Source organism: Mariniflexile soesokkakense, from assembly GCF_039650365.1.
In the GTDB taxonomy this organism is placed as follows: domain Bacteria; phylum Bacteroidota; class Bacteroidia; order Flavobacteriales; family Flavobacteriaceae; genus Mariniflexile; species Mariniflexile soesokkakense.
This window is the reverse complement of record NZ_JAZHYP010000003.1, coordinates 113,540-126,317: the sequence shown is the minus strand read 5'-3', so window position 1 is coordinate 126,317 and position 12,778 is coordinate 113,540. Positions and strand designations below refer to the sequence as shown.

The 12,778-nt window shown below is 32.5% G+C and carries 14 protein-coding genes and 1 tRNA gene; 10 read left to right on the top strand and 5 right to left on the bottom strand.

The window, feature by feature from the left end; translation table 11 throughout:
* Positions 1 to 2: 2 nt before the first annotated feature.
* The 3 genes from VP395_RS07295 to VP395_RS07285 form a co-directional block, all read right to left on the bottom strand.
* Positions 3 to 1,958, bottom strand: coding sequence for a DUF7849 domain-containing protein (locus VP395_RS07295; RefSeq protein WP_346241119.1), 1,956 nt, complete (start codon positions 1,956 to 1,958; stop codon positions 3 to 5).
* A 329-nt stretch (positions 1,959 to 2,287) separates the two neighbouring features.
* Positions 2,288 to 3,259 (bottom strand): hypothetical protein, encoded by a 972-nt coding sequence (locus tag VP395_RS07290; protein ID WP_346241118.1) that lies wholly within the window; start codon positions 3,257 to 3,259, stop codon positions 2,288 to 2,290.
* Positions 3,260 to 3,349: 90 nt separating this feature from the next.
* On the bottom strand, positions 3,350 to 3,838 hold the full coding sequence (locus tag VP395_RS07285; RefSeq protein ID WP_346241117.1) for a hypothetical protein: 489 nt from the start codon (positions 3,836 to 3,838) through the stop codon (positions 3,350 to 3,352).
* A gap of 139 nt (positions 3,839 to 3,977) precedes the next feature.
* Here VP395_RS07285 and VP395_RS07280 point away from each other — a divergent pair, with 139 nt between their 5' ends.
* From VP395_RS07280 to VP395_RS07235, 10 genes are all read left to right on the top strand, one after another.
* Positions 3,978 to 4,559, top strand: coding sequence for an RNA polymerase sigma factor (locus VP395_RS07280; protein ID WP_346241116.1), 582 nt, complete (start codon positions 3,978 to 3,980; stop codon positions 4,557 to 4,559).
* A gap of 5 nt (positions 4,560 to 4,564) precedes the next feature.
* The gene (locus tag VP395_RS07275) at positions 4,565 to 5,299 is read left to right on the top strand and encodes a tetratricopeptide repeat protein (RefSeq protein ID WP_346241115.1); all 735 of its coding nucleotides are present in this window, start codon (positions 4,565 to 4,567) and stop codon (positions 5,297 to 5,299) included.
* A gap of 162 nt (positions 5,300 to 5,461) precedes the next feature.
* Positions 5,462 to 6,232 (top strand): TatD family hydrolase, encoded by a 771-nt coding sequence (locus VP395_RS07270; RefSeq protein ID WP_346241114.1) that lies wholly within the window; start codon positions 5,462 to 5,464, stop codon positions 6,230 to 6,232.
* A 34-nt stretch (positions 6,233 to 6,266) separates the two neighbouring features.
* Positions 6,267 to 7,292, top strand: a complete 1,026-nt coding sequence (locus tag VP395_RS07265; protein ID WP_346241113.1) for an asparaginase — start codon at positions 6,267 to 6,269, stop codon at positions 7,290 to 7,292.
* Positions 7,293 to 7,369: 77 nt separating this feature from the next.
* Positions 7,370 to 7,457 (top strand) — tRNA-Ser (locus VP395_RS07260).
* Between the two features lie 78 nt (positions 7,458 to 7,535).
* Positions 7,536 to 8,309, top strand: a complete 774-nt coding sequence (locus tag VP395_RS07255; RefSeq protein WP_346241112.1) for a MotA/TolQ/ExbB proton channel family protein — start codon at positions 7,536 to 7,538, stop codon at positions 8,307 to 8,309.
* A 19-nt stretch (positions 8,310 to 8,328) separates the two neighbouring features.
* Positions 8,329 to 8,751, top strand: coding sequence for a hypothetical protein (locus VP395_RS07250; RefSeq protein WP_346241111.1), 423 nt, complete (start codon positions 8,329 to 8,331; stop codon positions 8,749 to 8,751).
* Positions 8,752 to 8,754: 3 nt separating this feature from the next.
* On the top strand, positions 8,755 to 9,345 hold the full coding sequence (locus VP395_RS07245) for an ExbD/TolR family protein (RefSeq protein ID WP_346241110.1): 591 nt from the start codon (positions 8,755 to 8,757) through the stop codon (positions 9,343 to 9,345).
* A 16-nt stretch (positions 9,346 to 9,361) separates the two neighbouring features.
* A complete protein-coding gene (locus VP395_RS07240; RefSeq protein ID WP_346241109.1) occupies positions 9,362 to 9,838 on the top strand; it encodes an ExbD/TolR family protein in 477 nt (158 codons plus the stop codon).
* Positions 9,839 to 9,942: 104 nt separating this feature from the next.
* Positions 9,943 to 10,635, top strand: coding sequence for a porin family protein (locus tag VP395_RS07235; RefSeq protein ID WP_346241108.1), 693 nt, complete (start codon positions 9,943 to 9,945; stop codon positions 10,633 to 10,635).
* Positions 10,636 to 10,654: 19 nt separating this feature from the next.
* On the opposite strand, the gene VP395_RS07230 is transcribed toward VP395_RS07235, so the two are convergent.
* Positions 10,655 to 11,260: a hypothetical protein gene (locus VP395_RS07230; RefSeq protein ID WP_346241107.1), complete on the bottom strand. Its 606-nt coding sequence runs from the start codon at positions 11,258 to 11,260 to the stop codon at positions 10,655 to 10,657.
* Positions 11,260 to 12,720, bottom strand: a complete 1,461-nt coding sequence (gene rpoN / locus VP395_RS07225) for an RNA polymerase factor sigma-54 (protein ID WP_346241106.1) — start codon at positions 12,718 to 12,720, stop codon at positions 11,260 to 11,262. Before rpoN ends, VP395_RS07230 begins: the two co-directional genes overlap by 1 nt.
* Between the last annotated feature and the right edge of the window lie 58 nt (positions 12,721 to 12,778).

Below are 12,778 nucleotides of genomic sequence, written 5' to 3'. Positions count from 1 at the left end.
TCTTAAAATTTCCAAATGGCGTAGAATTGCCAATAGTTAAAATTCTTTTCAAAATTCATAATGTAACGTGCACCTAAACTGGGGCCAATTCTAGCGAAACCTGCTGTGGCTTCAAACAACAAACCTGTTCTTAAATTGGTAAATGAGTTAGATACATTGTTGGTGTCTTCTTTAGTACTAATAACAGGGCCATCTGTTGTGTCACCTTCAAATTGTTCAGTTAAAACCGATTGCTCTTGTTTTTCACTTAGTGAAATGGTGTTTTGTAAGCCTGCTCCAAGGCCTATATAATTATTCACATTATAACGTAATAAAACTGGTACATCCCAATCGATATTTTCAAAAGAATTGTTGGTCGTGGTTCGTTGTAAAGTTCGAATACCTTGAGCATCTTGAATAAATTCTTCAGTTACATTTGTATCGGAATCATAATTATGAAAATTATTCATTAACTCGACCTGCCAATACCAACGATACGATTTGTAAGGTGACAATGTTGCCCCAAAAAAGTAGCTTTCAGAATTATTTAAATCTGAAAATGAATTCACCCCAACTTTGGCACCAATTGAAATTCCCGGAAGAAAACGAGTAGTTGAGTAGTTTGTGATAATCGGGTCGTTTTTATCGAAGATAATAGCGGTTCTACTTTTGGTTTTTTGCTTATGAAAATCCTTGGCAAATTTGATGCTATACTTCACAAATCCTTTGGTAGAATCATATTCCTTCACATTTTTTTGTTCGCTTCCAGGAAGGTAAATGTTTTTAAAAGTGAAGATAGCCTGAGTTTTGGTAAACGCGGTGTCTAGACAACTGTAAAGAACGTCGCGTTTCGGACAGATTTCACACTTGGGGTACATGCCTAATACTTTAATTGTAGACTTGTCCAACATATCTGGAATATCAGTTTCCAATTTAATAGTACGAGCTGGACCTTCCCCGTTATTTTGGAATTTGATTTTATATTTTAAAGTTTTAAAACGAACCAATCTATAATTCATGAAAGTGCCGTTTGATGACATTTTGTTGGGATCGTGTGAGGTTACGATTTCCATTTCCATATCCTTAACTTTATGGTTGTCGTAACTTGCATCGGGAACATAAACCCCTCTTACAGAAACAATGGCACTGGTATCCTTCAGCATTTCAGGAGTTGTTTTTAAACTGAAAAAGATGTTGCGTTCTTCTTTAGGTTTCATGTCATTGAATTCTAAAAGACTCCAATTTTTATAAAATGCTTTTGAGTTGGCGATGGTTAATGGCAGATTGGTTTTTAAGGTTGTGTCTTGTACTAACGTTCGTGTTTTGATAAAATTGTTAGTTGAAGAAGCTAGATAAGTTCCGTCGTTGTCTATATTTCGAGTATAGGCAAAACCTTCAGTCGAGATGTTTTTTTCGTTGTTATAAGCTCTGGTTTCGGTTAACTCGAAATTACTGGCTTTATATTGTTGCTCGTTATAAAACAGATAGAGTTTTCCGTTTGTAGTATATTCTTGTGGGTTTTTATAACTGACAATTAGCACCATTTCTTCATCGGGTACGGGTTCGCGGTTGCGTTTTAATATGAAGTCTTCATCCATAGTTGCCACATCGTTATATTCTGTGCTAATTTCGCTTATGGCTATTTTTTTGGGACGGGTTGTTGGTGGTTTTCCGGTGTCGTAATTATTGGTTGCCCATAGTTTTACTTCGTATTCGCCTGTTTTTTTGTAGGTGTGTTTTGGGTTTTCTTCGGTGCTGTAATGGCCATCGCCAAATTCCCAGTAATGGGTGTAAAAGGCTTTTGGTGCCCCGGCTATTTGGTTTAATACAGGCGTTTCAGGCGTAAACAAAACTTCATTGCCATTGGTCGTGTTTTTTATGTTTGCAACTCTTGTAACTGTGTCGCTTGCGATTAGTTTTTGAGCATAACCTAAAACACCAATTAAAAATAAACATAGAAATAAAAACCGTGTGTTCATGATAATGTGAGTTAAAAATGTTTTAAATATACAAAAAGTGATATTCATGTAACTCTTTTAAAAAGTATCTGTTTAAAATGGTTATATGTTAGATATGATTATAGAAATATTTGCACATATAATAAATAATATGATACATACAATTATGAATATAAAAACAAACTTTTTCATGATACTTTCTGTGTAACATTATATCCATTAAGTTGGTGGTTTGTTACCCTTCAATCAAAAAAAAATCCCAGAAACGAAGGTCTCTGGGATAAAAAAAGCAGGTTAAAATTTGTGACAAACCATGACTTTTAAGTAGGTAATTAAAATGAGTAGATTATTTATGGTAACCCATTAATTATGGTTGTAAGTTGTGCTTCGGTAGCTATAGATGTTTCACCTTCTGTAAATGTAATCACTCCGTTTTCTACAATAGTTACCGCTTTTATCGCATATTTCCAGTTTCCTCCATCTTCGGTAGCGAAAATCACATGACATTCTAAACCGATTGGAATTTGTCCGTAATGCTCACTAAATAACCCAGTTTGTGTATCGTAAGTATCAAGACCAGCTAATCCAGATTCTTCACCATCATAAGATAAATATACCGAACTATTTGTGTTATCATATCCAGTTGGTACAGCAACTAAAATGGTTGTTTTTGGACGTGGATCGCTGTAAAATCTATCTACGTTAGACCATCCGAACGATTGGAAAAAGCCATAGTATTGGTTGCCTTCAGCGAATACGCCTCCATTTTGTCCTGCAGCATCGCGTTTATCTTCTGCCCAAGCAAGATTTCCGTCTTCATCAATAATACCATTCCAAAGTATCATATCATTATCTGGACCACCAGTTAAATTTGTAGGTATTTGCATTTGGAATCCACAATTAGTTTCTAAAGCAATACCATTTTGTGTGGCTTGTACAAAAAACTCACCACCAGAAATTAATAAGGCTTTGTCGCCATTTGGTAAAATTCCCATAGTTGGTTTGTTGGTGGTAAGCATGTTTCCTTTATCAAAAAGTTCTACAAATTCTAATTCTACAGCACCGGTTACGGCAACTCCGTTTTTGGTTAAACAACCACCATTAATATATATTTCAACGCCTTTATCAGATGTAAAATTTACTGATCCGTCTTCGGCATTAAATTGAAAGGTTTGAGTTAAGTCTTCAAGAGCTTGTTCTCTAATAGCGCCAAACTCTTCTGCAGTTGCAGGGATTATAAAATCGTCGTTGTCGTTTGTACAGCTAGTTAAAGTTAAAGCTGTCATTAAAAATGTTCCTAAAATGTGTTTTAAATTTTTCATGATAATAAGGTTTTTAAATTGTTATTCATTGTTATATAAACAGGGCAACTTTTTTGTTACCCTGTTTTGGTAATTATTTGTAATTTTTTTTTATTGTTGAGGTTGACTGATGATTATTTTTGATACGATGGGATCACCAGACGATACTAAAGCAATCATTTTATTTGCATAATTTTCAGAAGATGAATATCCTTTTGCAGAGCCTGTAGCTGTTTCAACTTCCCAGAAATATTTTCTTTGAGCATTAACTTCAGATTTTAGAACCAAGTAACTTTGAATTTCTGTTCCTAAAATAATTTCTCCAGAGCTAGATAAGGCAATCATTTCGTTGGCGCTTTTAAGAGTAAGGGAGGTTCCTGAATAGATACCTTTGTCGGTTTCAACTTTCCAGTCGAATACTTGTGCAATGTTATCTCTTGTTAGTGTTACAACTTCAGTTGAAGTGTTAAGGGGCGTTTTTTCATTTGTAGCGTTTAGGTTTAATATTGAAAAAGCTACTGTTGCGATAATTAAAATTGATTTTTTACTCACGTCATTAAAATTGTTTAAGTGTTCGTGAAAATTTTTAAGATTTTTCATGATTTCTAATTTTTATGGATTAATTAAAATTTTTATTTAGTCTTTATTTTGACTGTTACACCCTTATATCAAAACCATTTAAAAAATGTTACCCTTTTATTTTAAAGTTTTTTTAAATTAGCAGTAAATACAAGGGTTAATGAGCGAAAAAAAAACACATGAAGACCAAAAGTATATTGATGGATTGCTTAAAAACAACTCATTTATTATACAGGCTATCTATGACAAATTCGTTCCGAAAGTCATAAACTATATAAAACAGAATAGCGGAAGTAGCGATGAAGCCCAAGATATTATACAGGATACTTTAATAACTATATATAATCAGGCAAGCCAAAAGAAATTAGAACTTACTTGCCCGTTTGATGCTTATTTTTTTTTACTGTGTAAACGAAAATGGTTAAATGAACTGAAAAAATCTTCTAATAAAGAGGTAACAATTAATGAGGAAGTTTTATATAAAGATGACGACGCTCAAGAACTGGCGTTTGAAACATCTTTATTTGGCGAAAAACAAGCCTTATTTACCGAAATGTTTCAAAAACTGGGAAATGCTTGTAAAGAATTGTTAACCGCTACTTTTAAAATCAAATCGATGGAAGAAGTAGCAACTAGTTTAGGTGTATCATACGCTTACGCTCGAAAAAAGAAATCTTTATGTATAGGCAAATTAACAGAGCTGGTTCAAGAATCTCCAAAATTTAACCAACTTAATAATTAATTGTCATGCAAGATCAAGATTACATACTATTTGAAAACTATCTTTTAGGAAACCTTTCTAAAGAAGATGTCATTGCTTTTGAAAATCGTTTAGAATCCGATTCAAAATTCAAAGAAAGTTTCAATACCTATATAGAACTTACATCCTTTTTGAAAGATAAATTTGAAGGAGAAGTAGCTTCCAATGCTTTTCAAAACAACTTAAAAAATATTTCACAAAGCTATTTTGAAAAACAAGAGGCTCCTAAAAAACAAATGCGTTTTAAACCTTGGTTATATGCCACTGCAGCAAGTGTCGTGCTGCTAATTAGTATTGTACTTTTTAATAATTTATCGGCCCCAGTTTATCAAGATTACGCTAATTATGATAGTATTAGTTTAACCATAAGAGGAGAACAGGATGCCTTATTACATACGGCGGAAAATGCTTTTAATAATAAAGATTTCGCTAAAGCGGAAGAAGCTTTTAAAAGTTTAATGGTATTAGATAAAGATAATGCGGAATTACAATTTTATAGCGCAGTTTCAAATATTGAATTGGACAAGTTTGAAAAAGCCGAAATTTTATTAGCGAATTTAATAAAAGGACAATCTGTCTTCAAAAATAAAGCGATTTGGTATTTGGCATTAAGTAACCTGAAACAAAAAGAATTTGATGATTGTTTGGAAATCTTAAAAACCATTCCAGAAGGTGCCGATGATTATGATAGAGCCCAAAAGCTTATTAAGAAGTTGGATTAATTTTGTCTGGTCGAGTGTTCCCGATAATTATCAGGACGAGACCTTTAAGAACCCAATAAGTACATCAGACCTCACAGGTTTTTAAAACCTGTGAGGTCTTTTGCATTGACGAAAATTAGTGAAATTTGTGTCAAACTTTAAATACTTCATTATTTTTACTGCATGATAATAACAGATACCCACACCCATTTATATAGCGAAGCTTTTAATGATGACAGGCATGAAATGATTAAGCGCGCTTTATCCCAAAATGTCTCTCGTTTTTTTATTCCAGCTATCGACTCGACTTATACAGCATCGATGTTGCAATTAGAAAAAGACTACCCTGAGCATGTTTTTTTAATGATGGGTTTGCACCCAACACACGTGAAAGATAATTATAAAGACGAGTTAAGGCATGTTGAAGAAATGCTTGCTAAACGAAAATTTTATGCTGTGGGTGAAATTGGTATTGATTTATACTGGGATAAATCGACACTCGGTATCCAACAAGAAGCTTTTAGATATCAAATTCAATTAGCTAAAAAATATAAGTTGCCAATAGTTATTCATTGTAGGGAAGCATTCGATGAAATTTTTGAGGTTTTAGAAACCGAAAAGAGCGCCGATTTATTTGGTATTTTTCATTGTTTTACAGGTACTTTAGAACAAGCAAAACAAGCCATAGCCTATAATATGAAATTAGGAATTGGTGGCGTTGCAACATTTAAAAATGGAAAAATTGATCAATTTTTAAATCAAATAAGTTTAAATCATATTGTTTTAGAAACCGATTCGCCTTATTTAGCACCCGTTCCTTATAGAGGAAAACGAAACGAAAGTGCCTATATAATAAACGTGTTAGAACAACTATCACATATATATTATAATGTATCTTTAGAAGAAATTGCGAACATCACTACTCAAAATTCAAAAGATGTATTTGGAGTTTAACTCGTAAATCGAAAATTGTCAATCGTAAATCAAAATGGCTAAACCAAACATATTACTAATATACACAGGTGGTACTATTGGTATGATTAAAGATTTTAAAACGGGTGTATTGAAGGCTTTCGATTTTAAAAATCTTTTAGATAAAATTCCCGAACTTCAGCTGTTAGATTGCCATATTAAAACGGTTTCTTTTGAAAAACCCATAGATTCAAGTAATATGAATCCGGAATATTGGGTTCAAATTGCTGAAATAATAGAAACAAATTATAATAAATTTGATGGGTTTGTCGTGCTTCACGGAAGTGATACCATGAGTTATACAGCGTCGGCATTAAGTTTTATGTTGGAAAATTTAGCCAAACCTGTTGTGTTTACAGGGTCGCAATTGCCAATTGGCGATTTAAGAACCGATGCCAAAGAAAACCTAATTACAGCGGTTCAAATGGCATCGTTACAAGAAAACGGGAGTCCGGTAGTAAAAGAAGTTTGCTTGTATTTTGAATATAAATTGTACAGAGCTAATAGAACCACAAAAATAAATGCCGAAAATTTTAAAGCATTTGCATCATTAAATTATCCTGAATTAGCAGAATCTGGAGTCCATTTAAAAGTGAATCACGATTATTTATGGAAGCCAGATTTAAAACATACACTCATAGTTCATAAAAATTTAGACACTAATATAGCAATTGTTAAACTATTTCCAGGGTTATCTGAGACGTTTTTAAGAACCGTATTAGCTACGCCAAGTTTAAAAGCAGTTGTTTTGGAGACCTATGGCTCTGGAAATTGTACTACAGAAGCATGGTTTATAAATCTTTTGCAAGAAACAATCAAGCAAGAGTTACATATTATAAATGTAACACAATGCGTAGGCGGAAGTGTGATGATGGGGCAATACGAAACCAGTAATCAATTGAAAGCCATAGGGGTTATTTCAGGAAAAGATATTACAACCGAAGCAGCATTAAGTAAACTTATGTATTTATTAGGGCAAAATATCCCTAAACAAGAGTTCAAAAAAGTATTTGAAACATCGTTGCGAGGTGAATTATTTTAAAATTAACTTATAAAATTTTAACGTTCAAAGTTTTTTTTGTTATTTGCCCACCCATAAATAAGTACAGTATAAAATACAGAGAGGTGGCCGAGTGGTCGAAGGCGCACGCCTGGAAAGTGTGTATACCTCAAAAGGGTATCGAGGGTTCGAATCCCTTCCTCTCTGCTGTTATTTTTATTTTTTTATTGTATTTTTTTTATATCTTTAACACATTAATTAACTAATAAAATTAAGATTTAGAACATGAAAAGATTATTTTCTATCCTTGCCATTGCAGGAATGATGGCTTTTGGAACTGTTAATGCAACTACAAATGCAAACACAAGTACAGTTGCAACAACTGTAGCAAGTATGACTCAAGAAGCTGACGCAGCACAAGCAGAGGAACTTGGGTTTCATCAAGAATTAAAAAAGAGATTTATTGAAGGAGGTCCTGGGTTTATGGGGATTGTATTATTATGTTTAATTCTTGGTTTAGCTATAGCTATAGAAAGAATTATCTTTTTAAACCTTTCAACAACGAATTCGAAAAAATTAACACAAGAAGTAGAAGATGCACTTACTTCTGGAGGTGTTGAAGCTGCAAAAGAAGTTTGTAGAAATACAAAAGGCCCTATTGCTTCTATCTATTACCAAGGTTTAGACAGAACGGACGAAGGTTTAGACGCTGTTGAAAAAGCTGTTGTAGCTTACGGAGGTGTTCAAATGGGGCAATTAGAGAAAAATGTATCTTGGATTTCATTATTTATCGCGTTAGCACCAATGTTAGGGTTCATGGGAACAGTAATTGGTATGATTCAAGCGTTCGATAAAATTGAGGCTGCAGGAGATATGCAACCATCACTTGTTGCTGGAGGTATTAAAGTAGCACTTTTAACAACGGTATTTGGACTTGTTGTTGCAATGATTCTTCAAGTTTTTTATAATTACATTATTGCTAAAATTGATAGTATCGTTAATGATATGGAAGATGCTTCTATCACATTAATGGACTTATTAATTAGAAATAAAAAGTAATAATTAAAAACAAATAATCATGAATTTATATAAAATACTCAAGTATTTAGCTTTTGCTCTTGGTATTATTGGAGCTGTTTTTGCACTATTGCTAATGACAACAGACTCGGATAGCATGATAGATAATATATTAGTAGTTACTTATATAGTACTATTTATTGTTATAGCTTTAATACTTATATATGTGATTAAAGGCATATTTTCAGGAAATATAAAAAAGACATTAACAACTGTAGGATTATTTTTGGCAGTTATTTTAATTTCTTATTTTATATCGTCAGGTACAGACTTAGACTTAAAGCAATTTAATGATAAAGGTTTAGGCATTACAGAAGGGATATCTAAGAACGTGGGAGCTGGTTTATATGCTTTTTATATTCTAGCATTTGTAGCAATAGTTGCAACGTTCCTTTCTAGTGCAAAAAAACTATTAAATAAATAAATTATGGCAAAAAGAGCAGCACCAGAAGTAAATGCAGGCTCCATGGCCGACATTGCGTTTTTACTATTAATATTTTTCTTGGTAACAACAACTATTGAAACGGATTCTGGATTAAACAGAAAGCTACCGCCTATTGAGGATAACGTTGAGCCTCCTATTATAAAGCAAAAAAACATTTTTACTGTGCTTTTAAATGGTAAAGACCAATTGCTTGTTGAGGATGAATTAATGGAACTTAAAGATTTAAGAAAGGCAGCTACAGAGTTTCTAGATAATGGGGGGGATGGTACTTGTGATTACTGTAATGGCAAGAAGAATTCTGAATCTTCTGATAATCCAGACAAGGCTATCATATCATTAAAAAATGAGCGTGAAACAACGTATAAAACGTATATAGCAGTTCAAAATGAATTAGTGGCTGCGTATAACGATTTAAGAAATATTAGAGCTCAAGCTTTATATGGTAAGTCTTTTTTGGAAATGGAGGCGAACCTTAATGATGTGAATTGGCCAGGGGATAAAACAAAGCTAAAAGATCAACTCGAGAAAATTAAAATTGAGTACCCTCAAAAGCTTTCAGAAGTACAAAATTAAAATTTAACACATTACTATGGCTAAATTTAAAAAGAAACAAGGAGGCGAAATGCCAGCAATATCAACGGCTTCATTACCAGATATTGTATTTATGTTATTATTCTTTTTTATGGTGGCAACTGTTATGAGACAGAACACCTTGAAAATAGAAAATAATTTACCATTTGCAGATCAGGTTGAAAAATTAGATAAGAAAGATTTGGTGATGTATATATATGCAGGTAAACCAAGTGCTAATTATAGAAATTACGGTACTGAAACCAGAATTCAACTTAATGATGATTTTGCTGATGTTAATGATATAGCTGCTTTTATTGCTGCAGAACGCGCTTCTAAAAGAGAAGAATTAATTCCGTTTTTAACTACTGCTTTAAAAGTAGATAAAGATGCCAATATGGGATTGATTGGCGATATTAAGCAAGAATTACGAAAAGTAAATGCACTTAAAATAAATTACACCACAAAGAAGGGTGCTGTAATTGGCAACAACTAAATTCTAAATTCTTAATTTTATATTAAAGGCGTTTTGAAATTTCAAAACGCTTTTTTTTTTAATAAATATGGTATGTTTGTATAATCAATTATAATTGCTAATTAATGAAATCTTCATACAGATTCCTACTTCTTTTGCTTAGTGTTCATTTGTGTTATTCACAAGAAGATAGTATTAGTGGCGCTGATAATTTTTACAAAGAAGACCAGTTTTATATAGGAACTACATATAATTTACTAGGAAAAAAACCAAAAGGTTTATCGCAAAGTGGTTTTTCAAGTGGCATCCATTTTGGTATTATAAAAGACATGCCTCTAAATCAAGAAGGGAATGTTGCTCTTGGTATTGGTTTAGGGTATTCGTTAAACTCTTACATTCAAAATTTATTTATTGATAAAGGTAGTAATGGTAATATAACCTATTCTATTTTAGATAATACTACTTCTTATTCAAAAAACAAGTATACAAACCAACTGTTAGAACTTCCTGTTGAGTTTAGATGGCGTACATCAACCCCAACTGAGTATAAGTTTTGGCGTATTTATACAGGCTTTAAGGTAGGTTACTTAATTGCCAATACCACAAAGTTTAAAGGAGACTCAGGGTCTGTTAAACATCATAATATTAGAGATTTCAATAAGATTCAATACGGTTTAACTCTTTGTGCGGGCTATAATACTTGGAATTTTTATATGTATTATGGTTTAAATCCTATTTTTTCAGACAAGGCTATATTGAACGACAATGATATAAAAACAAATACCTTAAAAGTAGGTTTGATGTTTTATGTCTTATAGTTTTTAGGAGGTAAAAGAATTATAACCAATAGGTCACTAATATTAATTGAGGCATTACGCCAACAAAAAAGCCCATGATTAACTCTTTATAGTTATGTGCTTTTAAATGTAGCCTAGAAGTAGCTACTGCACCCATTATAATACTCATTAAAGCCAGTATGTCGTTAATGTTTATATTAAAATGAATACTTAAAACAATTAAAAACATAAAAAGGCCAGATATAGCAATCATATGTATACTCGCTTTAAATTTTAAAATAGCCAATATTAAACAAGCCATTGTTGAAATTAAAATACCAACAAAAAAGAAATAGAGCTCTATAAATTGTGACTGAGTTATAATACGTAATAAAACTATTAGAATAATAATACAATTTAAGGTCAAGGGTAAAATGCGCTCGTTAGTTGTTTTTAAATAAATTGACTGTATTTTTCCTAATGTTTTTAATAAAAAGTATATTAAAATAGGCAATAAAACAGTTAGTATAGCTAAAGAAATAAGTTTAGCATATATTATTTCTTCAGGTGTAAAACGTGGAGATACTAAAAAATAAAAAACAACACCAACTAGCGGCATAAGTAATGGATGGAAAATAAACGAGATACTTTTTAAAATACGATCCATTATATTTTTTTTCGTAATCGAGCCACCGGAATATCTAATTGTTCTCTGTATTTTGCAACTGTGCGTCGTGCTATAGGATAGCCTTTTTCTTTTAAAATTAAAGCTAAAGTCTCATCTGTTAAAGGTTTTCTCTTGTCTTCTTCCTCAATAACCGTTTCTAAAATTTTCTTTATTTCTCTTGTTGAAACATCTTCACCTTGGTCGTTTTTCATCGATTCTGAAAAGAATTCTTTTATCAACTTCGTCCCGTAAGGGGTGTCTACATATTTACTGTTTGCTACTCGTGAAACGGTAGAGACGTCCATAGAAATTTCATCAGCTATATCTTTTAAGATCATGGGCTTTAAATTGCGCTCATCACCTGTTAAAAAATAGTCTTCTTGGTAGTGCATAATGGCACTCATGGTAATAAATAAAGTTTGTTGGCGCTGTTTAATAGCTTCAATAAACCACTTAGCAGCATCTAGTTTTTGTTTGATAAAAATAACGGCATCTTTTTGGGACTTCGATTTGTCTTTCGACTCTTTATAGCCTTTAAGCATATTGTTATATTCTCTCGATACATGAAGCTCTGGGGCATTGCGGCCATTTAGCGTTAGTTCTAATTCACCGTCAACTATTTTAATGGCAAAATCGGGGACCACATGCTCTACAATTCTATTGTTTCCTGCGTAAGATCCACCAGGTTTAGGGTTCAAATGTTCAATTTCACTAATGGCATCTTTTAATTGAATTTCTGAAATGTCAAACTTTTGAATGAGCTTGTCGTAATGCTTCTTTGTAAATTGTTCGAAGGCGTCATCAATAATTTCAATAGCTAATTCGGTATCGGGTGTTTTTTCTTTTCTATGCAATTGAATACTTAAGCACTCTTGTAAATTTCTGGCGCCAACACCTGCTGGGTCTAATTGATGTACAATTCTAAGAACTTTGGCAATTTTTTCTTCGGTGGTATAAACACTTTGGGTGAATGCTAAATCGTCCATAATATCGGATAACGATCTACGGATGTATCCACTCTCATCAACGCTACCAACTAAGAATTCAGCTATTTCGTATTCTTCTTCATCTAGCCTATATGTATTTAGCTGAGTTATTAAATGTTGTGTAAATGAAGTTCCTGCGGCATAGGGCATCGTTTTTTCCTCATCATCACTGCTGTAATTATTGGTTTGGGTGCGGTAATCTGGAATTTCATCATCACTTAAATATTCATCTACGTTTATATCATCATTACCTATTGATTCGCTATCATCAAAGTCGTCATTTGTATTATCTAAATCCAAATCAAAGTCACTTTCAATTTCTTCGGCACCACCTTCAAGAGCTGGATTTTCTTCTAGTTCTTGTTTTAAGCGTTGCTCAAAAGCTTGCGTAGGTAACTGTATCAATTTCATTAATTGAATTTGTTGCGGCGACAGTTTTTGCGATAATTTGAATTGTAAATGTTGTTTGAGCATATTTTGATTTGGTTTAAAATGATAGTAAAATAATTTTTCACTAATTTATTACCAAGAT

What these genes read in the sequence shown, in the direction of transcription:
- VP395_RS07240 (WP_346241109.1), top strand. Translation starts at nt 9,362, where the DNA reads ATGGCTAAATTTAAAAAGAAACAAGGAGGCGAAATGCCAGCAATATCA.
- VP395_RS07235 (WP_346241108.1), top strand. Translation starts at nt 9,943, where the DNA reads ATGAAATCTTCATACAGATTCCTACTTCTTTTGCTTAGTGTTCATTTG.
- VP395_RS07295 (WP_346241119.1), bottom strand. Translation starts at nt 1,958, where the DNA reads ATGAACACACGGTTTTTATTTCTATGTTTATTTTTAATTGGTGTTTTA.
- VP395_RS07265 (WP_346241113.1), top strand. Translation starts at nt 6,267, where the DNA reads ATGGCTAAACCAAACATATTACTAATATACACAGGTGGTACTATTGGT.
- VP395_RS07255 (WP_346241112.1), top strand. Translation starts at nt 7,536, where the DNA reads ATGAAAAGATTATTTTCTATCCTTGCCATTGCAGGAATGATGGCTTTT.
- VP395_RS07230 (WP_346241107.1), bottom strand. Translation starts at nt 11,260, where the DNA reads ATGGATCGTATTTTAAAAAGTATCTCGTTTATTTTCCATCCATTACTT.
- VP395_RS07280 (WP_346241116.1), top strand. Translation starts at nt 3,978, where the DNA reads ATGAGCGAAAAAAAAACACATGAAGACCAAAAGTATATTGATGGATTG.
- VP395_RS07275 (WP_346241115.1), top strand. Translation starts at nt 4,565, where the DNA reads ATGCAAGATCAAGATTACATACTATTTGAAAACTATCTTTTAGGAAAC.
- VP395_RS07250 (WP_346241111.1), top strand. Translation starts at nt 8,329, where the DNA reads ATGAATTTATATAAAATACTCAAGTATTTAGCTTTTGCTCTTGGTATT.
- VP395_RS07285 (WP_346241117.1), bottom strand. Translation starts at nt 3,838, where the DNA reads ATGAAAAATCTTAAAAATTTTCACGAACACTTAAACAATTTTAATGAC.
- VP395_RS07245 (WP_346241110.1), top strand. Translation starts at nt 8,755, where the DNA reads ATGGCAAAAAGAGCAGCACCAGAAGTAAATGCAGGCTCCATGGCCGAC.
- VP395_RS07270 (WP_346241114.1), top strand. Translation starts at nt 5,462, where the DNA reads ATGATAATAACAGATACCCACACCCATTTATATAGCGAAGCTTTTAAT.
- rpoN (WP_346241106.1), bottom strand. Translation starts at nt 12,720, where the DNA reads ATGCTCAAACAACATTTACAATTCAAATTATCGCAAAAACTGTCGCCG.
- VP395_RS07290 (WP_346241118.1), bottom strand. Translation starts at nt 3,259, where the DNA reads ATGAAAAATTTAAAACACATTTTAGGAACATTTTTAATGACAGCTTTA.